At 36.5% G+C, this 20,693-nt stretch carries 17 protein-coding genes and 1 tRNA gene; 15 read left to right on the top strand and 3 right to left on the bottom strand.

Translation table 11 applies throughout. From position 1 onward, the window contains the following. The first annotated feature begins 3 nt into the window (after positions 1-3). Complete coding sequence (tkt, locus tag NST63_RS19600; protein WP_180213457.1) at positions 4-2,013, top strand: transketolase; 2,010 nt, start codon at positions 4-6, stop codon at positions 2,011-2,013. A 210-nt stretch (positions 2,014-2,223) separates the two neighbouring features. Here the strand turns inward: tkt and NST63_RS19595 are convergent, their stop codons facing one another. Together NST63_RS19595 and NST63_RS19590 are read right to left on the bottom strand one after the other, a co-directional pair. After that, the gene (locus NST63_RS19595; protein ID WP_341043472.1) at positions 2,224-3,147 is read right to left on the bottom strand and encodes an aminoglycoside phosphotransferase; all 924 of its coding nucleotides are present in this window, start codon (positions 3,145-3,147) and stop codon (positions 2,224-2,226) included. Between the two features lie 252 nt (positions 3,148-3,399). After that, positions 3,400-4,368, bottom strand: a complete 969-nt coding sequence (locus tag NST63_RS19590) for a helix-turn-helix transcriptional regulator (RefSeq protein WP_212945946.1) — start codon at positions 4,366-4,368, stop codon at positions 3,400-3,402. A gap of 112 nt (positions 4,369-4,480) precedes the next feature. On the opposite strand from NST63_RS19590, the gene NST63_RS19585 reads away from it, so the two are divergent. The 8 genes from NST63_RS19585 (at position 4,481) to queG (ending at position 11,793) form a co-directional block, all read left to right on the top strand. After that, a complete protein-coding gene (locus NST63_RS19585) occupies positions 4,481-5,314 on the top strand; it encodes an SDR family oxidoreductase (protein WP_341043471.1) in 834 nt (277 codons plus the stop codon). 388 nt (positions 5,315-5,702) lie between these two features. Continuing rightward, positions 5,703-6,470 (top strand): MerR family transcriptional regulator, encoded by a 768-nt coding sequence (locus NST63_RS19580; protein ID WP_341043470.1) that lies wholly within the window; start codon positions 5,703-5,705, stop codon positions 6,468-6,470. A gap of 3 nt (positions 6,471-6,473) precedes the next feature. Then, on the top strand, positions 6,474-7,502 hold the full coding sequence (locus NST63_RS19575) for a C45 family peptidase (protein WP_341043469.1): 1,029 nt from the start codon (positions 6,474-6,476) through the stop codon (positions 7,500-7,502). Positions 7,503-7,656: 154 nt separating this feature from the next. Then, positions 7,657-8,181 carry a sigma-70 family RNA polymerase sigma factor gene (locus NST63_RS19570; protein WP_341043468.1) on the top strand — a complete coding sequence of 175 codons (525 nt, stop codon included), beginning with the start codon at positions 7,657-7,659 and terminating at the stop codon, positions 8,179-8,181. Continuing rightward, positions 8,171-8,818, top strand: a complete 648-nt coding sequence (locus NST63_RS19565; RefSeq protein WP_242598327.1) for a hypothetical protein — start codon at positions 8,171-8,173, stop codon at positions 8,816-8,818. Before NST63_RS19570 ends, NST63_RS19565 begins: the two co-directional genes overlap by 11 nt. Before the next feature lie 776 nt (positions 8,819-9,594). Next, positions 9,595-10,332 carry a GTP cyclohydrolase II gene (locus tag NST63_RS19560; RefSeq protein ID WP_212945871.1) on the top strand — a complete coding sequence of 246 codons (738 nt, stop codon included), beginning with the start codon at positions 9,595-9,597 and terminating at the stop codon, positions 10,330-10,332. Between the two features lie 151 nt (positions 10,333-10,483). Then, positions 10,484-10,557: transfer RNA gene (locus NST63_RS19555), tRNA-Gly, on the top strand. A 96-nt stretch (positions 10,558-10,653) separates the two neighbouring features. After that, the gene (gene queG, locus NST63_RS19550; RefSeq protein ID WP_341043467.1) at positions 10,654-11,793 is read left to right on the top strand and encodes a tRNA epoxyqueuosine(34) reductase QueG; all 1,140 of its coding nucleotides are present in this window, start codon (positions 10,654-10,656) and stop codon (positions 11,791-11,793) included. A gap of 108 nt (positions 11,794-11,901) precedes the next feature. On the opposite strand, the gene NST63_RS19545 is transcribed toward queG, so the two are convergent. Next, on the bottom strand, positions 11,902-12,129 hold the full coding sequence (locus tag NST63_RS19545; protein WP_341043466.1) for a hypothetical protein: 228 nt from the start codon (positions 12,127-12,129) through the stop codon (positions 11,902-11,904). A 174-nt stretch (positions 12,130-12,303) separates the two neighbouring features. On the opposite strand from NST63_RS19545, the gene NST63_RS19540 reads away from it, so the two are divergent. The 6 genes from NST63_RS19540 to NST63_RS19515 all read left to right on the top strand — a co-directional run bounded on the left by NST63_RS19540 (position 12,304) and on the right by NST63_RS19515 (position 20,366). After that, the gene (locus NST63_RS19540) at positions 12,304-13,179 is read left to right on the top strand and encodes an amidase domain-containing protein (protein WP_341043464.1); all 876 of its coding nucleotides are present in this window, start codon (positions 12,304-12,306) and stop codon (positions 13,177-13,179) included. Between the two features lie 60 nt (positions 13,180-13,239). Beyond that, on the top strand, positions 13,240-13,713 hold the full coding sequence (gene trmL, locus NST63_RS19535) for a tRNA (uridine(34)/cytosine(34)/5-carboxymethylaminomethyluridine(34)-2'-O)-methyltransferase TrmL (RefSeq protein WP_058003377.1): 474 nt from the start codon (positions 13,240-13,242) through the stop codon (positions 13,711-13,713). A 362-nt stretch (positions 13,714-14,075) separates the two neighbouring features. Then, positions 14,076-15,971 carry a PrkA family serine protein kinase gene (locus NST63_RS19530; protein WP_058003378.1) on the top strand — a complete coding sequence of 632 codons (1,896 nt, stop codon included), beginning with the start codon at positions 14,076-14,078 and terminating at the stop codon, positions 15,969-15,971. 230 nt (positions 15,972-16,201) lie between these two features. Beyond that, positions 16,202-17,926 (top strand): methyl-accepting chemotaxis protein, encoded by a 1,725-nt coding sequence (locus NST63_RS19525; RefSeq protein WP_242598328.1) that lies wholly within the window; start codon positions 16,202-16,204, stop codon positions 17,924-17,926. A 101-nt stretch (positions 17,927-18,027) separates the two neighbouring features. Next, positions 18,028-18,774, top strand: a complete 747-nt coding sequence (locus NST63_RS19520) for an SDR family NAD(P)-dependent oxidoreductase (protein WP_341043463.1) — start codon at positions 18,028-18,030, stop codon at positions 18,772-18,774. Positions 18,775-18,869: 95 nt separating this feature from the next. Further along, positions 18,870-20,366, top strand: a complete 1,497-nt coding sequence (locus NST63_RS19515; RefSeq protein WP_212945876.1) for a sodium:solute symporter family protein — start codon at positions 18,870-18,872, stop codon at positions 20,364-20,366. Positions 20,367-20,693: the final 327 nt, after the last annotated feature.

Raw genomic sequence — 20,693 nt, 5'->3', positions numbered from 1 at the left:
AAATTGGTCACAACTGCTACTTCAATCGAACAACTATCAATTAATACTATTCGTACATTGGCAATTGACGCAATTGAAAAAGCAAATTCAGGTCATCCAGGTTTACCAATGGGTGCTGCCCCGATGGCTTATACTTTATGGACGGAATTTTTGAAACATAATCCAACACATTCGAAATGGTTTAATCGCGATCGATTTGTTTTGTCTGCGGGGCATGGATCAATGCTGTTATATAGTTTACTTCATTTATCTGGTTATCAAGTGACATTAGATGACTTAAAGAATTTCCGTCAATGGGGTTCTAATACTCCAGGCCATCCAGAAGTACATCATACCGATGGAGTTGAAACTACGACAGGACCTCTTGGTCAAGGAATTGCTACAGCAGTTGGGATGGCAATAGCTGAAGTTCATTTAGCTGCTATGTTCAATAAGAAGTCTTATCCTATAATTGATCACTATACCTACGCACTAGTAGGCGACGGGGATTTAATGGAAGGAATTTCACATGAAACGGCTTCACTTGCGGGACATCTTGGATTAGGAAAATTAATTGTGTTATATGATTCAAATGATATCTCACTCGATGGTGATTTGAATATGTCCTTCTCAGAAGATATTGATCAACGCTTTCAAGCCTATGGGTGGCAAGTATTGCGTGTTGAAGATGGTAATGATGTCCTAGCTTTAAAAGAAGCCATAAAGGAAGCAAAGCAAAATATTGACCAACCAACATTAATTGAAGTGAAAACGATTATTGGTTATGGTTCACCGAATAAATCCAATTCATCCGCTTCTCATGGAGCCCCACTCGGAGAAAATGAAGTAAATTTAACTAAACAATATTATGATTGGCCGTATGAGCCTTTCCATGTACCTGAAGAAGTTTATGAAGATTTTAACCAAAAGGTGATCAAAAAAGGAGTACAAGAAGAAGAAGAGTGGAATAAGCTTTTTTCGGAATATAAGGAAGCCTATCCGAAAGATGCGAATGAATTAGAAATAGCAATCAATGGGGAGCTACCTTCAAACTGGAATAAAAACCTTCCTTTATATAGCCCTGGAGAAACTCTAGCTACTCGTGATTCCTCTGGGCAAGTATTAAATGCAATTGCAAAGGCGTTTCCAAAGAATTTTATTGGTGGAAGTGCAGATTTAGCTGGCTCAAATAAAACGACAATAACAAACAGTACTGATTTTTCACGTATGAACTATCAAGGGAAAAACATTTGGTTTGGTGTTAGAGAATTTGCCATGGCGGCAGCATTAAATGGGATGGCACTGCATGGTGGATTAAAAGTATTCGGGGGAACATTTTTCGTTTTTAGCGATTATTTGCGCCCCGCTATTAGATTATCTGCTCTAATGAAATTACCTGTTACATATGTTCTGACTCATGATTCAATCGCAGTAGGAGAAGATGGTCCAACACATGAACCAGTTGAGCACTTAGCATCATTTCGCTGTATGCCTGGCTTAAGTTTAATACGTCCTGCCGACGCAAATGAAACGCAAGCTGCATGGAGATTAGCCATTGAATCAACTAATAAACCAACATTGTTAGTTTTAACGAGACAAGGGCTACCTACATTAGAAGAAACAAAGGAAAATGCGTATGAGGGTGTACAAAAAGGAGCCTATATTGTGAAAGAAAGTGAAAAAGAAATTCCGGATGCATTGATTCTTGCAACCGGATCTGAGGTACAGCTGGCTATTCGAGCACAACAAGAATTACGTAATAAGGAGATAGACGTTCGTATTATTAGTATGCCATCATGGGATCGCTTTGAGGAGCAGGATCAAACCTATAAAGACCAGGTACTTTCTCCAAAAGTAAAAAAAAGATTAGCAATTGAAATGGGATCTTCCTTTGGATGGGAACGTTATGTAGGAGACGAAGGAAAAATACTAGGAATCAATACATTTGGTGCCTCAGGAAATGGTGATAAGTTAATAGAAGAATTTGGATTTACCGTAAGCAATGTAGTAAAGATGGTTGAAGAACTAGTATAAGTATTTGGAGTTGGTAAACTGCATCTCTATATGAGAGGTGCAGTTTTTTTAGTAACAATGAATAATTTATCAAAACGATTAAGATAAATACCGATTATTTAAGTGATTAATGATATTACTTTACTATATAATCTTTCTGCCTCATTCCCCGCTCTCATTTGAAGAGCAGTTATATCTGTAAGTAATTTGATGGAGTGATTGTCTATATTATTATCTGACTCTATGATAGAGCTTGATGCCAGTTTCATAAGCTTTGGTACTTCCCAATTGCTTGCGCAAAGCAAATGATGTACAAAATCCGTATCTAGGTAATACAATTTCTCCTTTCCAACCAGTATCCTGAAGTCCTTCAATATAGTTGGTAAATAAGAGGTCTTGAAAATATTCTGCTTTTTCGATCGGAATATCTTTTTGGCTTAAGGCAATTCCAAAGAATTTCCCCAAATCCTCTCCTAATCCCGAAATACTTAAAAACTGCCAATCTATTAAGGTTAAACCTCTATGTATGAATATGTTCTGTTTACTTAAATCTTGGTGTGCAAGAACACGAGGTAATTTACTAATTGTATGAAGATGCTTATGTATATTTTCATTTAAGAGTAGATAAGAATGATAGATGTTTCGAAGAGTAGCAAATCCTTGAATGGTTGGATAATAGGTTGTTGGATTAATCGAATACTTTTTACAACTATACACCCAAGAACGTAACCAAATACGGCATATCCATGAATATTCAGGAAGTGTTTTACTAGAAAAATATGCTCCATTAAACATCCCTATATGTCGTGCAATAAAAGCGAGATTTTCTTCAGACCAAATATTGTTATTCTCTTCTTTTATATCTTCCATCCAAATCCAAATAGAACCATTCGCTTTTTCCTCAACTTTATAGCATTGAGAGGTATAAATAAAATCAGGAAGATGGGATAACAATTGTGACTGGTTAACCAATGCCTCTCTTTTCCAATAGTTATGATGTTGCGGATCATCTTTATCTGAATGCTCAGTTCTTATTATCTTTAGAATGAGTGACCAAGGGATACTGCTTCCTTGATCATTGAATGTCCCATAAATACGAAAAATACCTTCCGTTGTAAAATTAAGTGAAACAGATTGAATCGATTCAATTTCCAATCATGCAGGTTATTAACTTGTTTATTTATCATTTGTGAAACACATTCATGTAGTGTATGTAAGTTTAGCGCTGATTGAATTTCTGAAAATAATTGGCTCATTAGGCACCTCGATATTAAAAAGTTCGAATGTATACCTTCTTCTATGATTTTGATTATTTTTCCTTCACTTAATTATTAATTTATGAGGGGATAAAAAAGTGCATTAATCCTTACGAGATTAATGCACCCTATCATTAACATATAGACAATATCATTTCCCCTGTCGATAAAACGCAACCGTAGCTTCGGCCATCCTAAGAATCTGATGGTGCAGTTCTTTAGGTTCAATCACTTTCATTTGATCGGCGAATCCTAATATATATCCTTTAGCATCCTCTTCAGTATGGAAGGAAAGCTCGACAGGGATCCATCCATTTTCATTTTTATTGTTCATCTTTATAAGTTGAACGAACCGATCTGTAAATTGTAGCCTTGGTAGGATCGCTGATGTAACTTCTACCACTACAGTATATGTTGGTAAGTTTTCAACAAAAGCCTTTGTTGAGGTTTTCCAGTAATGGGCAAGATCAAAATCCGTTGGTCTTTTAAATTTTTCGTTAATAGGCATAGCAGCTTTTATTCGTGAAACCCTATAGTTTCGAATTTCATTATTTTCTTTAGCGGCTATAAAGTACCAGCGACTTCCCTTGGCAACAAGCCCTAAAGGATGGACAATTCGTTCGTTTGTAATTCCGTCTGCACGTTCATATTCCATCAATAATTTATTTTCTTCCCATATCGCTTTTTTCAGGACTTCGAAGGTCACCATTTTTTCCTTCCGTTCTCGCCATGTACTTGTATCAATATGAATGCGGTTCCATATGTCTTGAGCATTTTTCCGATAACTTTCTGGAAGTGAGGCGAGTAGTTTATTTCTCGCTTCCTCTGAAGTGCGATGTAAACCGAGATCTTCGAGAAATTGATGCGAAGGAGAAAGAAATAATGCGCGAATTTCTGCTTCCTTTAGCCCTGTTAAATTTGTTCGATAGCCCTCTAGTAATGACCATCCACCATTTTTTCCTCGTTCTGCAAACACCGGTATTCCTGTACTGCTTAAGGCTTCCATATCGCGATAGATGGTTCGCTCCGAAACCTCTAATTTCTCAGATAGTTCTTTAGCTGTCATTTGCCCATGCGTTTGTAAGAGCAAAAGAATGGATATTAAGCGGTCTCCTCTCATCCAACTCACCTTTTTTTAAGATTTATTATGTTTTATTTAAGGAAATATGACAAAGGTTGTCAAGAATGAACCTTTATAATGAGGACATCTAGTTATGAAAGGAATGGGAAATATGAATAATTTAAAAGGAAAAGTTGCACTTGTAACGGGAGGCAGTAGGGGAGCTGGACGAGGGATTGCAATTGAATTAGGAAAGGCTGGAGCAACAGTGTATGTGACAGGGCGTAGTACGCAAGGTAATTCGACAAATGCATGGCCAGGAACCATTGATGACACAGTTTCAGAAATAGAGGCTCATGGGGGAACAGGAATCGCGATTCGCTGTGATCATACAAATGATACGGAAACTGAATCAGTCATTAACCAAATACGCAAGGAACAAGGGAATTTAGATATTTTGATTAATAATGTATGGGGAGCACATGATCTTGGGGTAGATGCTAAGCCTTTTTGGGAGCTACCGTTGAAACATTGGGATACGATGTTTACTGCTGGTGTGCGTGCACAGTTAGCCACTAATCATTTCGCCATCCCATTGCTCCGTGAGAATCGACAAGCCCTTATCGTCCACACTACATTTTGGGACGATCATAAATATACGGGACAGTTTTATTACGATTTAGCTAAAAATTCATTAGTTCGCATGGCTTATGGACTGTCAATAGAATTAAAACAAGACAATATTGCTGTTCTCGCAGTCTCACCTGGATTCATGAGAACAGAGCTTGTGTTAAAGCATCATCATGTAGCTGAGGAAAATTGGCAGGAATCTGAGGAATTAAAGGATTCAGAAACCCCTCATTATATTGGCCGTGCAATTACCCATTTAGCTAGTGATACCAATGTAATAGAAAAGAGCGGAAACGTATATAGAGTGGGAGATTTAGCAAAGGAATATAATTTTACAGATATCGACGGTCGCTTTATCCCGCCATTTAGATTATAGAAGGTACTCGTTTTATATAACATAAAGGGAATCGCTTTAAATGTGGGCGTTTCCCTTATTCATTTTGTTCTACCAATGGTTTTCTGTTTTTTGTTTAAAACAATGACACCGATTATTGAAAGGATTAAAAGAATCGTTCCTAAAATGAAAAAGATTAGCGATAAAACATGCCTTTCTCCCCAATGATTGTATGCTTGTAAATAACTGTTAAGGATCGTAAGGAAAGAGATTGTTAGATAGAATTTGGATGTATTTTTAAACAAGTGAAAAACTCTCTTCTTACATAATTTTACCATAAATAAACATTCGGTCATTGTGATTATTGCGAAAAATTATCTTGACCTTCAAGTTACTTTAACGTTTATCTTAAAGAAAGGGAGGATTAATCATGGAGGAATTAATGACAATACAAGCATTCTCTGAAAGGACAGGAATCTCTAAAAGTGCTTTACGTTACTATGAAACGCAGCATTTATTATCACCTAAAAGAAAACTTGAAAATGGATATCGCTATTATTCGGAAGACCAGATTGAAGTGGTCAAGTTTATTTCTAGCTTAAGGCTAGTTGGAATTTCTATAAAGGAAATTCAGCTTTATATTAGTGGGGATGAGGAAAATCGCCAACAAATGATGACGAGGTGGATTCAGTCATTAAAGCAAAAGCAGGATTTACTAAACGTCAGTCTACGCTATTTAGAAGGCCAACATGAAAATGAAGCTGTTTATTTAATAGAAAGAAAGGAAGAAATCATTGTTTGGTTTGGTGCAGAATCAGAGGTTGGTCAGTTTGGCACACATTTTCGAGAAAGAGGCAAAGAACTATCAAAGAATAATATACGATTCAAAAGTGGCTATCTTCGTTATTTATCAGGGATGAATTCCATTAAGGCAGAAATTGGCTTTGGTTTATCAAAAGCGATCAGTCTATCTGCTTTGCCTGAAGGGGCACAAATTGAACATATGCCACCCTGTCTTTGTATTGCTCAAAGCTTTAACTCATCGATTTCACAAATTAAAGAGGGGTATAGAAATTTAATCAGATTTGCAGTTGACCATAACTGGGTACCAACAGGTCCCGTTTTAGAATGGTATCGAGGTGAAGAGCTAAACGATCTTGATTTAATTATGCCAGTTACAAAATTTAAAGGAGGATAAAGCATGAATGATCCAAAGGAGTTAGTCGTTAAAGTTGTAGAGCTAACGGGGAGTAACTATCAAATAGGGGGCTTACAGGCGGAGCAATTGAGGCAGGAATCAAACTGGAATGGACCATATCAAAACATGGAGAAAAATCCGGACTTCAATTGTTTCCAGGCAAGGGAAAAGTTAAATAAAGTACACCCAAACATACTTGAAGAAATATACGGATTGGCCGATGGACTGGGTATCGATAGAAATACAGCAATAGAATGGTATAGTGGCTATAATGTCATATTTCCTGAGATGGGTTGTACTACATTAGTATCTGATTCCTTTTACGTCCGTAATTATGATTTCAGTGATCAATTGTACGATGCGCGGCTTGTCCTAATGAATCCTATTAAAGGGTATGCAAGTATAGGCTTTAGTCAACAAATCATTGGCCGATTAGACGGTATGAATGAAAAAGGGCTTGTGATAGGCTTGCATTTTGTTAATCAAATGTATAAAGAAGAAGGATTTATCGCTACAACCATCGTTCGAATGATATTAGACCAATGCGCAACAACTGATGAAGCGATTCAATTAATCAAAGATATTCCGCATGGATATTGTTACAACTATTCGATTACAGATAAACAGGGGAAAAGTGCAATTGTTGAGGCTTCACCACAGAAACAAATAGTGAAGTATGCTACCCCTCTGATTTGTACGAATCATTTTGAGTCAGAAGCATTGAAAGAAAAAAATAGGGAGACCATCCAAGGTTCACTTGATCGAAAAGATTACCTACTAAAATTAATTAAACAGAGGTTAACGCCTTTATCAGCCTACCATTCTTTTAACGGTAACCATTCAAAATTATTTTTCCATCATTATAAAGAATATTTTGGAACACTGCATACCGTTGTTTATTTACCAAACAAATTAGAGGTAATCTTAGGAATTGGGTACGATTCCGATCCACTGACAATCTCTTTAAAGGATTGGTTGGCCGGAAAAACAGTGGTTCCTAAAGCAATAAAAGGGAATATTTATACAAATTAATCGTGTTATTTTAGTTTGCAGTAGGATTTTCTTCATGAAGGACGAAGCTAATAAATGTTAGGCCAATCTCGGTTAAAAAGAGTAGGAAAATTCCGAAACCATTTCTATTCTTAATCGTCTAATTGAAAAGAGATAAAAATGAGGTGGGGAAATTTTGATTGAGGAAATAAATGAGGAGTCCGATTTTTTGACCTCTTTAATGTTTACGTATGGAGAGGAGATAAAGAGATTAGTTTATTCTTATTTAAAGGATTGGGCGCTAACAGAGGATGTTACGCAAGATGTATTTTTCACCATCTATTTAAAGTTGGATTCCTTTCAAGGAAACTCGGATATAAAGACATGGATATATCGAATTGCGATTAATAAATGTAAGGATATGCTTAAATCTTGGAAGTATAAAAAACTCTTTTTAACAACACAATTCTTCACATTAATTGAAACAAAAACTCCTGAATTTTATTTGATCAATGGTCAGCAGAAGGATAAGGTTGTTCAAGCCATCTTTGATTTGCCCATCAAATATCGAGAAGTAATCATTTTGTACTATTATAAGGATTTAAAAATAAATGAAATTAGTAGCTTAATTGGCCTCTCTCCCTCAGGTGTAAAAACAAGATTATTAAGGGCAAAGAAAACATTAGAAAAGGACTTAGGAGGGCTGTGGGATGAGAAGTGAAGAATTAAAAGAGCAAATTGACAAATATATAAGTACTGAATCAGTCTTTACAGAAAAAGATCGGGTTCAAGTGTATCAAAAAATCCAAAGGAATAACAAGCCAAGCAAAAAGATTAGGTTGTTGCCCGCTTTTACGATTTTACTGTTTATTAGTTTCGGCGCAATTAGTTTCTCTTTGATGAATCATGAGTCTCCACGCGTTGCGATGGAAGAAAAAAAAGAACCCCCAGTTATCAAGGAGGAATTTCCTTTATCTAATGAAGAAAATAATGCTTATCAATTGTTTCTTAAGGATTTGAATGAGGTTCATTTAAAAGATTTGAGTCCGATTAGTATTGCGAAGCTATATGTAAAAGCTGAAATTGACCAACAATATGACGCCGTCTATGCATTATATACAGACCGTAAAGAACATATCCAATGGACAAAAGAAGAAGACCGTGCCATACCTGAAGAAGATCGAGGTACGAAGGAAACTCTTATAAAAAAATTTAAAAACATTGGAAAAGGAACATTTATACAAACGAGTGATGATCAAGGATATATCTCCTTCCAAGGCCCAGATGGTGAACTTGGCTTTCAAATGATTAAAGATGACGATGGAATCTGGAATGTTGCTTTTCAGCCTATACAATAACAAAAGAAGGGTAAATAGCGGACTGTGAGTCCGTTATTTTAATGAAGAATCGGTATATTCCTCCTTAAGGGTAACAACCGGTTTCTTAGGTTCCCGTGCCCAGGCAAACTCCCCCTCCAGGGTAATTAATCAGTCTCTTTAGTTCCCGTGCCCAGGTAAACTCCCCCTCCAGGGTAATTAATCGGTCACTTAAGTTCCCGAACCCAAGCAAACTCCCCCTCCAGCGTAATTAATCTCTCTCTTAGGTTACCTTGCCCAGACAAATTTCACCTTGCCGGTAACCAACCGCTGCATCAAAATGGTTAAATCCTTTCTAATTGTCGAACCCCTTTACTGGTAGGAGCAAATCCATATACATTACCCAAGCACCAGCAACAAAAAAAATATATCGAATTGGAATATGATTTGATAAGTAACCACCAATAATTATGGTTACTGTATCATAAAGGATGATATACTTAGTAAACTAAGGAGTTCATCCGTGCGCGAAAATCTGAATTAACCAGTGTGATCACCAGAGTACCGAAGACATTGATTGGAACATTCAAAAAATGATTTGAAAGCTAAATAAAATAAAGGCAAATAGTAAATGATGACCAGTAAATAGAGGATCATGCAGCCAGCCAAGAAATGTTTTACAAGACATACAAATAAAAAGCAAAGATTATACTTATTAATATTCAAACATTGGAAATCTTATTTTCTTGACCCATCAGTAAACTTAGTATAAACTTGCTTTACATTATAATGATTCTAATTTAAAAGAGGAGAAAGCAATGATTTCATCAGAAGTTAAACATCTTCTTATCGATAAAATGAAACTAATTTCACTTTCAGATAAAAATATTTGCTTAGTTGGACCGATTAATCTTCCTGTTCAGCTGGAAGAGCAGGTTGTCCATTTTAAGTGGTATACATGGCTCGCTGTAGAAGAACATGTATCAAAGGATGAAATTTTAGATTCCTTACCTAATTTGGATTTAGCATCCATGCAACAATGTTCAGTCCTTGTTTACGGTGATATCCAAGATGCTGAAAAAGCGTTAGTGCGCATGCACAGTATTTGCCATACAGGTGATATATTCGGTAGTAAACGATGTGATTGCGGGTATCAATTACGAACATCCATGCAAATGATTGTAGAAAATGGCAGTGGTGCATTATTCTATCTTGCGAATCATGAAGGAAGAGGGATTGGATTATTCTCTAAATCCTTTGCTTACTTATTGCAGCAAGAAGGTTATGATACGGTTGAGGCAAATCTTGCACTTGGATTTACAGATGATAGCCGTTCATATGATGAGGCGATTTCAGTATTACAATCCCTTCGTTCCAAACCAGTGACCTTAATTACTAATAATCCTAAGAAACTTGCTGCACTAAAGGAATCTGGACTTTTAGCTGATGAACATATCCCATTATGGGGAGATAAATCGGAATACAATGAGTTTTATTTAGAAACAAAGGTTAATAAATCAGGCCATATACCTGAAAAGGAACCGATCGGAAGATAAGTGGTTTTATAGGGAGGGGGGAAACTACCCTTCCTTTAAGACTAATGTAAAATATGTACTTTCAATAATTTTTTATAAAAACCCTTGAAAAATGTTGTAGAAATTTGTATAATAAAAAAGTCGATTAGAGATATAAAATATATTTCATATTGCGGGTGTAGTTTAGTGGTAAAACTACAGCCTTCCAAGCTGTTGTCGTGGGTTCGATTCCCATCACCCGCTCCATACATAATTTTTTGAATAACGCAGTGTTTCGTTTTCCAAGAAGAACGGGGTATTGCGTTTTTTTATTTGTTTACTACAAAGGAAGGAGGAGCGTACATGAATATCTCTCAGCTGAAGCAAGAAATCATTTCATATAGTAATGTGATTGGGATTGATAAAATAGGTTTTACCACTGCAGACACCTTTACTGAAATGAAAAATCGATTAATTCGACAACAAGAGCTCGGGTATCAATCGGGATTTGAAGAAAAAGATATTGAAAAACGTGTAAATCCTTCCTTGATTTTTGATCAACCAAAATCAATTATTGCGATTGCTCTTGCTTATCCTTCAAAGATGTCTGAGTCACCACAAGGGAAAAAAGGGGACAGACGTGGCATTTTTTGTCGAGCGTCTTGGGGCGTCGATTATCATACCATTTTACGAGAAAAGTTGAAGCAATTAGAGGAATTTATTTTGGAAAAGGTACCAGAGGCCAGATTTAAATCAATGGTTGATACGGGTGAGTTAGTTGATCGTGCAGTAGCACAAAGAGCAGGGATTGGCTGGAGCGGGAAAAATTGCTCCATTATTACTCCGGAGTTCGGTTCCTATGTGTACTTGGGAGAAATGATCACCAATCTTCCATTTGAGCCTGATGAACCGATGGAAGATCAGTGCGGATCCTGTAATAAATGTATTGATGTCTGTCCAACGGGTGCTTTAGTCCAAGGAGGACAGCTAAATGCACAGCGCTGCATCGCATTTTTAACACAAACGAAGGGATTTCTTGAAGAAGAATTTCGCGATAAATTAGGTAATCGTATCTATGGATGTGATACCTGTCAGACAATATGTCCTAAAAATAAAGGAATGGATTTTCATTTTCATGAAGAGATGGAACCAGATCCCGAGTTAGCCAAACCAAGATTAACCCCATTATTAACGATTAGTAATCGTGAGTTTAAGGATAATTTTGGGGAAATGTCTGGCTCATGGAGAGGGAAAAAGCCAATTCAGAGAAATGCCATTATTGCATTAGCCCATTTTAAAGAACAATCCTCGGTTCCAGAACTTATTCAGGTACTAAATGAGGATCCTCGTCCTGTTATACGTGGCACAGCCGCATGGGCATTGGGGAAAATTGGTGGAGAGGATGCTTCGATGGCATTAGAGCATTCAAATGAAAAAGAAACAGACCCGGATGTTTTGGATGAAATTGAAAAAGCAATTCGTAAAACAAAAGGCGAAGTATAACAATAAATAGTAGCATATAAAAACGCTTGGAAAGGTGTGACCCCTAAAATAACATTAAAGGGGCAATACCAAACTCCAAGTGTTTTTTTGTTATACAATATCAGACGCTTATCCTCGCTTTTTTAAAAAACTAAAAAACAACAAAAGAAACATAATAACAAGCATAGTATAAAACGATACAGAGTGATACCAAACATTCTTGAAATCCACCCAAAAGTTCGTTCCACCTTGATCTGGCGGTGAAGTAGAATAAGATGCTACTTCAAAAAAGAAAATTCCAAGGGAAAACAAGAATATTGGAAGAAGTAAAATCCATACCATTAATTTGAATTTCATAAAAAGCCCCCTTTTTAAGTGGGAATTTTTTAAAACTGTCATTATATTTCAATTTATTTTCTATTTTTATCATGTTACTTCAAGAAAATGGAATTACATAGTATAACTATACTTTGCTTTTTTTGTTTTGAAAAGGCTCCTCTTTCATATGTATTAATTAGAGGAGGGAAGCAAATGAAGGATCAAATCAAAGCGCACGTAAAATGGCAGGTTGAGGCCTATGTGAAAAGTAAAAAGGACCATGAAAATGAAAATATAATAAAGAAGATCGAATCGTTTCAAAATAGGAATGCAGAAATTGTAAAGGTTATGGCAAATACAACGATAACGGATAGAAAACAGGAAGATGATCACACGTATGTCCATTATGATGTTCACATGCAATATTTAATTAAACAGAAAGACAAGATGTATATGGAGGAGAAGCTGGAACATCACCTAGCCTCTTTTTATAAGGATAAACTATATGAAAGCCGAGAGATAAATCAGGAAGACATCATTTTGAACCAGCGACAAATAGAAGCTGAATTAGAGGAAAATGATGATATGCCAAGGATTTCCTACCGATATGATCGTTTGAAAGCCGTTCAATATGCAGAAAAATGGTGGAATTCATATAATCCTGCATACAAAAAATTTGAAGTGGACTGTACGAATTATATTTCTCAATGTCTTCATGCAGGAGGCGCACCGATGCGTGGATATCCGAATAAAAGCAAAGGCTGGTGGATGAGGAGTAATAATTGGAGCTATAGCTGGAGTGTGGCTAATTCTTTACGAATCTATCTTGCTTCATCGAAAGTCGGTTTACAGGCACGAGAAGTCGGGTCTCCACATGAATTAATGCTTGGTGATGTGATTTGTTACGACTTCCAAGGAGATGGCCGTTTTGATCATAATACCATTGTAACCGGTAAAGACGCTTTGGGCATGCCTCTCGTAAATGCCCATACATCGAATAGTCGGATGCGCTACTGGGCATATGAGGATTCCACAGCGTACACACCAAATATTCAATATAAATTTTTTACCATTGTAGATAACCCTTAATCAAAATGAACTTATGCTATAATGGATAAGGTTATAGTTCAATAATGAGGTGAAACAATCGTGGCAATACATGTCGTACTTTATCAACCAGAAATCCCAGCAAATACAGGGAATATTGCGCGAACATGCGCAGCAACGGATACGAAACTACATTTAATCAAACCTCTTGGTTTTTCAACAGATGATAAAATGCTTAAACGTGCCGGTCTTGATTACTGGCATCATGTAAATATTACTTATTATGACTCATTGGATGAGTTTTTTAGTAAAAATGAAAATGGGGAATTCTTCTACATTGAAACCTTTGGCGAGAAACCACATTCTGCTTTTGATTATAGTGATGTGAATAAAGAATATTATTTTATGTTCGGTAAGGAAACGACGGGGTTGCCAAAGGATTTGCTAGTTAATAATAAGGATCATTTTTTACGAATTCCAATGAATGATAATGTTCGTTCATTAAATCTATCGAATACTGCTGCCATCTTAGTGTATGAGGCATTAAGACAACAAGGCTATCCTCATTTAAAATAATAAAAAAATCTTCCAAACAGGAAGATTTTTTTATTTGGCTTCAATTATTTATTTGTTCCTGGCTTATCATCATATCCAGCAGTAAAAATAGCTGCTAAAAATGCAATTGAAACAGCTATAATAACCCAAGTTCCCATAGTTATGTAAGCCTCCTTCAAAATTATTGCAGTACTAATTTTTATTATAGCCCAATTTATATTTTATGTGAACATCCCTCCTTTGTTTTTCATGAACAACTAATGGTAAATCATCGAATTCATATTTTTCCCAGGAATGCATTTCTTGTTTTTATATCATGTTCCAAAAGGTTTGAGCATAAAGTATATTAATCGTCCTTCAACAAGTGACAAGGGGAGGTACTCATGGATATTTTAAAAAAACTAGAACATTACCGAGAAGAAGAGGAAAAGCTTCGTTGGGAAGGTACTTTTGGAGAATATTTGGAATTATTGAAAGAGAAGCCTTGGGTTGCACAGTCGGCACATTCCCGTGTTTACAATATGATAAAAGATGCAGGAATAGAAGAAGTAGATGGGAAGAAAAAATATCAGTTTTTCAGTAATCAACTATTCGGTTTGGAGGCAGCCCTTGAAAAATTAGTTGAAGAATATTTTCACCCTTCAGCCAAACGCTTAGATGTCCGTAAGCGTGTTTTATTATTAATGGGTCCTGTTAGTGGCGGGAAATCAACTTTAGTGACGATGTTAAAAAGAGGTCTCGAGGCATATACACGTACTGAAAATGGAGCGATTTATGCGATAAAAGGCTGTCCAATGCATGAGGATCCTTTACATCTGATCCCTAATCATTTACGCGATGATTTTTACAAAGAATATGGTATACGTGTCGAAGGGAATCTTTCGCCATTAAACATGTTGAGGCTTGAGGAAGAATACGGTGGACGAATAGAAGATGTCATCGTTCAACGAATCTTTTTCTCTGAAGATCGCCGCGTAGGGATTGGAACATTCAGCCCATCTGATCCGAAATCACAGGATATCGCTGATTTAACTGGAAGTATTGATTTTTCAACGATTGCTGAATATGGTTCGGAATCTGACCCACGTGCCTATCGATTCGATGGTGAATTAAATAAAGCGAACCGTGGTTTGATGGAATTCCAAGAAATGCTAAAATGCGATGAAAAATTCCTTTGGCATTTACTTTCCCTGACACAGGAAGGAAATTTTAAAGCTGGAAGGTTTGCATTGATTAGTGCGGATGAACTGATCGTCGCACATACGAACGAAACGGAGTATCGTTCATTTATATCAAATAAAAAAAATGAGGCGCTACATTCACGGATCATTGTAATGCCTGTTCCGTATAACTTAAAAGTTTCTCAAGAAGAAAAAATCTATGAAAAGATGATCAATGAAAGTGATGTGGCAGAGGTTCATATTGCTCCTCATACATTGAAAATTGCGGCGATGTTCTCGATCCTCACTCGGTTAAAGGAACCAAAAAGAGGGGACATCGATCTAATTAAGAAAATGAGATTATATGATGGAGAAAGTGTGGAAGGATTTAATTCTGCCGATATCGATGAATTGAAAAAAGAATTTCAGGAAGAAGGTATGAGTGGAATTGATCCAAGATATGTCATTAATCGCATATCTTCAACGATCATTAGGAAGGAAGTATCTTCTATCAATGCGCTGGATGTTCTTCGTTCATTAAAAGAAGGCCTAGATCAGCACCCATCTATCACTTCTGAACTGAAAGAAAAATATTTAAACTTTATTTCCTTGGCAAGAAAGGAATACGATGAGATTGCCAAAAAAGAAGTACAAAAAGCATTTGTCTATTCCTATGAAGAGTCAGCCAAAACATTAATGGATAATTATTTAGATAATGTCGAAGCTTATTGTAATAAAGCAAAGCTTCATGATCCTTTAACAGGAGAAGAAATAAACCCAGATGAAAAGTTAATGAGATCAATTGAAGAACAAATTGGAATATCTGAAAATGCTAAAAAAGCATTTCGCGAAGAAATTCTTATCCGGATTTCAGCATATGCCCGTAAAGGAAGACGCTTTGACTATAATTCACATGATCGCCTACGTGAAGCCATTCAAAAGAAGCTATTTGCTGATTTAAAGGATGTAGTTAAAATTACAACATCCTCGAAAACTCCAGATGAACAGCAATTGAAAAAGATTAACGAAGTGGTTGCTCGTCTTATTGATGAACATGGCTATAATTCGACTTCAGCGAATGAGCTATTACGATATGTTGGTAGCTTGTTAAATCGATAATCCAATTGAAAAATCTTCCCCCTCCGTATAGAGGGGGATTTTTTTATGCAAATGGAAGATGGTGAATTCAAAATAATCCCTTTTGCATAGGACTAAAGCCTTAAAAATATTTTTTGGAAGCAATTTTCTTGGAAAAATTGAAAGATTGTTGGAAAACAATAGCGAATTTTGTCGATATAGAGAGTGTAGTTGATAAAATCTTTCGATTAATTAAATAGGGGGGAGTAAATTTGTTTAGGAAGTTTTCACTAAAAGGAAAAATGTCATTGTTCATCTCCGTGATTGTTTTAATTATGTTTGCGATAACAACGACATTAAATATTTTTGAGCTGTCAACTCAATTAAAAAATGACTTAAAAAAGGAGCTTAAAAGTGTTGGGATTTTGACGACAAATTCTATCGATCGTGAGGATATCCAATATTTAACTACAAATAGTAGTGGAAGTGACGAAATTTTTAAGAAAACACAAGAAAAACTTGATGACATTATGGAAAAACAAGGGGTTATGAGCTGGAGCTATATTTGGAAAATGAATGGTGACAGTGTGGTTCCAATTGCTTTTACAAAAAATCTGGATGAAATTTATAAAGCTGGCGAAGATTTCACTGACTTAGCAGATATTCATTTGAAAGCAGCAACAAAAGCCATGGAAACCAATCAACCGGTTGTGACGAAAATCTTTGATGACCCATTCGGTACTTGGGAAACGGTTTTTACCCCAATTGTTGATGAAAATAATAATCCAATTGCTGTGTTGGGCGTAGATTATTCAGCCGATTATATTAATAATATTATTCAAAAATCACTGATTAAAGAAATTGCTATTGCGATTATCGGAATTATCATACTTATCATCGTTATTTACTTCTCTATCCGCAAATTATTAAAACCGCTTGATAAAGTTATTTCAGTGGCAAATAACGTAGCAGAAGGAAATCTTTCTGACAGTAATCTAGACTTAAATCGAAAAGATGAAATCGGTGTTCTTTCGAATTCGATTCAATCGATGATCGATAGTTTAAGAAACCTTATTCATAATATTAAATTGACTTCGGAACATCTTGCTGCATCATCTGAGGAGCTCTCTGCAACTGCATCAGAAGGGTATCATTTCTCTAAAAAAGTTTCAGATGAACTTAAGGATGTCGTGAGTAGTACAAATAATACCTTACTGATTATGGAAGAAAGTGCACAGGCTATGACGGAATCGTCCGATGGCATTTATAAAATTGCTCAATCCTCATCTGTCGTGTCAGAGGTTTCACAAGAGACATTACAGCAAGCTGAAGAAGGAAATAAAGCAATCAAAAATGTAGTCGATCAAATGGAGAAAATCAATAATTCTGTCACTCATCTTTCTCATGCCATTAAACAGCTTGGAGTAAGTTCAGGGGAAATTGGTAGCATCGTCAATATCATTACTGAGATTGCCGATCAAACGAATTTACTTGCTTTGAATGCAGCAATCGAAGCTGCTCGTGCAGGTGAACATGGAAGAGGATTTGCCGTAGTTGCCGAAGAGGTTCGGAAGCTAGCAGAGCAATCAGCACAATCAGCTCAACAAATTCATGAGTTAATCAATGAAATACAGAAGGATTCGGAAAGCTCGATTTCGGTTATGGAGCAAGGAAAAGAAGATGTTCAATACGGAATTGAATTGACGAAAGAAGCAGGAAATTCCTTCGAAGAAATTTTGGTATCGACTAGAAATGTAGCCAGTCAAATACAAGAGGTTTCCGCAGCATCTGAACAGGTTTCGGCGACAACAGAAGAAGTATCTGCATCTGTAGAACAGCTAAAAGAATATACAGTTACCTCAGCCGATAATTTAGGAAATGTCTCAATATCCAGTGAAGAGCAAGCAGCTTCTATTGAAGAAATCAGTAGAGCCACTCATTCACTAAGCGAAAAAGCAGAGGAACTTCAGCAGTTAGTTAGCAGTTTTAAACTATAAGGAAGTTTAGCTTTAGTAAAAGGCAGTTTTTGCATCTTTGAAAGCTTTACTTAAAAAGCAACAATTTTTAGAAAAGAGCCTAGTAAAAAGGGGAGTTAGCAGTGAGATTACAGGGAAAGAATGTCCTTATAACAGGATCGAGTAAAGGGATCGGGAGAGCGATTGCTCTTGAAATGGCAAAAAACGGAGCAAATGTATTAATTAATCACTTTAATGATGCGGCAAATGCTTTACAGGTACAACAGGAAGCTGAGAGCTATGGTGGAAAAGTATTTGTTTTTGAGGCAGATGTATCATCATCTGAAAAGGTGGAAGAAATGTTCCGATTTTTTGATGAAAAGCTTGGGTCGATCGACATTTTAGTAAATAATGCCGGAATTGCAGAAGGCGTTCCTTTTACAGAAATGACGGATGGACAATGGGATCGAATGATTAAAGTTCATTTATATGGATATTTCCATAATGCAAGGGCGGCAGCTCAACGAATGAAAAAGAAAAATTCAGGGAAGATCATTAATATTTCATCTGATTTAGGAAGCTTAGGATGTGAAGAATTTGTCCATTACTCTGCAGCAAAAGGCGGAATTAATGCTTTTACAAAAGCTTTAGCGAGAGAGCTGGCTCCTGACATTCTTGTCAATGCTGTTGCCCCAAGTGGTACATGGACGGACATATTAAAAGATTTTGGTGACAACTATCCTGAAGAGGAAGCATCAAAATATCCATTAAAACGTCTAGCCCAACCAGAAGAAATCGCGAAAAGTGTGTTGTTTTTAGCAAGTGAGGATGCAAATTTCTATACTGGGCAAATCATTAGTCCCAATGGCGGAATCGTTATGAACGGATAATCTACATGATTAGAGTGGAAGGGTGTCTATAAAAGGGAGCCTAACTTCTTTCATATAGACCCCCGTCGGTTACTAAAATAATTAGGAGTTTATGTATGATAAATATCATTGTTTTTCTATTATATTTAATCTTTATTTACTATATAGGATTTAAAGGATATCAAAGAATTAAAACGGCAGAAGATTTAATTGTAGCAGGATGGAGTATGCCGATGTTTGTTGTAACTGGAAGCTTAATAGCGGCCTTGCTTGCGGCTCCATTCTTTTTTGCTGCAGTAGGATCTGGTTATACTACAGGTGGTTTTGAAGGTACAGCGACGATGGCAGGCCTGGGTACATGTATGATTCTTGGCGCCTTAATATGGACAAAACCATTAAGACGTCTTAAAGGCTGGACGATTGCGGATTATTATGGATTACGTTATAACAGCAAAAAATTAGGCGCCTTTACTGGGATTGTTATGTCAGTAGCATTCGGCTTTTTTAATGCTGGTGCATTAACAGTGGGCGGAACCTATATCATCCAATCCATTTTTTCTATTGATTTTTTACCAGCTGCACTCATATTTGTCTTTTTAACAGTTCTTTATTCAGTTATTGGTGGACTATGGGCGGTTGCCTATACAGAAATTGTTCAAGGCTTTTTTGCGATTGTTGGAATACTTGGGATCGCAATCGTTGTCTTTTTCCAATATGATAATTTTACATTTAACCCTGAATGGTGGAATGTAAATGAATTATTCCAAAAAGGTGGCGCTGGTTTCTGGTCCCTTTATTTAGTACTAGCATTAGGAGATATTCCTGCTGCAGATTTAGGGCAACGGGTGGCGGCAGCAAAAAATCCACGAATTGCTTATAAAAGTATGATCATTGCAGGAATCGTTGTTGTACTCATTAGTTGGATTCCTGGAATGCTAGGTGAAGCGTTCCGTCATGTTTTTCCACATAGTGATAATCCTGAAATGTTGATGCTTGCATTTGCGGAAGGCTACTTCCCTCCAGTCGTATCTGCCATATTTTTGACGGCTATGGCTGCAATGGGGATGTCTACGCTGGCGGCGTGTTACGTAGCTACTTCAGGAATTATAACGAAAAATATTTATTTGGACTTTATTAATAAAAACCCAAATCCAAAAACATTATTGCGCTTCTCAAGAGGAGCCATCGTTTTAAGCTCTTTACTTGGGTTAACATTAGCATTAGGCTTTCAAAAGGTTATTGATTTAGCCTATTTAGCATGGGATATTGTTTTTGTTACGATATTCTGGCCAATCGTGCTGGGGCCATTCACAAAAAGAGTAAGTACACCAGCGGTTTGGACAAGTATTTTAGTAGGTCTCATCTACTATGTTCTGACATCTATTTTCGGTGTACCTGGACCTGAGAGTCATTCAGAAGGATTCCTTGGATTACTATCAGACCTTTGGAAAATGCCAGGCTTTTCTGGTGTCGTCATTTCAGGTATTACGATTGCGATTGTAAGCTTGATCATTCCACCTACGAAGGACGTTGTAGAAATGCATCGTATTGAACGCGACAAGTCTCGAGATGATGGAGAGGTAAGCGAGCAAGAAGCACATATTGCTGGATAGGTAGACCGATAAAAATAGAATAGCATGATTGACAAGACCCCTAAGATAACAGTTTTTCTTAGGGGTATTCTTTTAAGCTTTTTGCTCAAATTTTGTTCATGTTTTCACTAAAAATAGGTTGAAACCGACAAGCTCTTAGATTCAACTGAGATGCAAACTTTATAGGATCGTTGACCCCTTTAAATGGAAAAGCCAGCAGTAGAGCTTTGACAAAAGCCTTTAAAAAATCAAAAAAAATTTAGCCAGTGCATGGCCGATGAATAAAGGAGATGAATGAAAAAGGCTTGTCCAATGTTTTAGGTGTTTCCATTATTCTGATTATTTTAT

The organism is Heyndrickxia sp. FSL W8-0496 (assembly GCF_038007825.1).
In the GTDB taxonomy this organism is placed as follows: domain Bacteria; phylum Bacillota; class Bacilli; order Bacillales; family Bacillaceae_C; genus Heyndrickxia; species Heyndrickxia oleronia.
Note: the sequence above shows the minus strand (reverse complement) of the source record. Positions and strands in the feature narration are given on the sequence as shown.

What these genes read in the sequence shown, in the direction of transcription:
- NST63_RS19540 (WP_341043464.1), top strand. Translation starts at nt 12,304, where the DNA reads ATGAAGGATCAAATCAAAGCGCACGTAAAATGGCAGGTTGAGGCCTAT.
- NST63_RS19585 (WP_341043471.1), top strand. Translation starts at nt 4,481, where the DNA reads ATGAATAATTTAAAAGGAAAAGTTGCACTTGTAACGGGAGGCAGTAGG.
- NST63_RS19565 (WP_242598327.1), top strand. Translation starts at nt 8,171, where the DNA reads ATGAGAAGTGAAGAATTAAAAGAGCAAATTGACAAATATATAAGTACT.
- NST63_RS19515 (WP_212945876.1), top strand. Translation starts at nt 18,870, where the DNA reads ATGATAAATATCATTGTTTTTCTATTATATTTAATCTTTATTTACTAT.
- NST63_RS19545 (WP_341043466.1), bottom strand. Translation starts at nt 12,129, where the DNA reads ATGAAATTCAAATTAATGGTATGGATTTTACTTCTTCCAATATTCTTG.
- queG (WP_341043467.1), top strand. Translation starts at nt 10,654, where the DNA reads ATGAATATCTCTCAGCTGAAGCAAGAAATCATTTCATATAGTAATGTG.
- NST63_RS19575 (WP_341043469.1), top strand. Translation starts at nt 6,474, where the DNA reads ATGAATGATCCAAAGGAGTTAGTCGTTAAAGTTGTAGAGCTAACGGGG.
- NST63_RS19560 (WP_212945871.1), top strand. Translation starts at nt 9,595, where the DNA reads ATGATTTCATCAGAAGTTAAACATCTTCTTATCGATAAAATGAAACTA.
- NST63_RS19590 (WP_212945946.1), bottom strand. Translation starts at nt 4,368, where the DNA reads ATGAGAGGAGACCGCTTAATATCCATTCTTTTGCTCTTACAAACGCAT.
- NST63_RS19530 (WP_058003378.1), top strand. Translation starts at nt 14,076, where the DNA reads ATGGATATTTTAAAAAAACTAGAACATTACCGAGAAGAAGAGGAAAAG.
- NST63_RS19580 (WP_341043470.1), top strand. Translation starts at nt 5,703, where the DNA reads ATGGAGGAATTAATGACAATACAAGCATTCTCTGAAAGGACAGGAATC.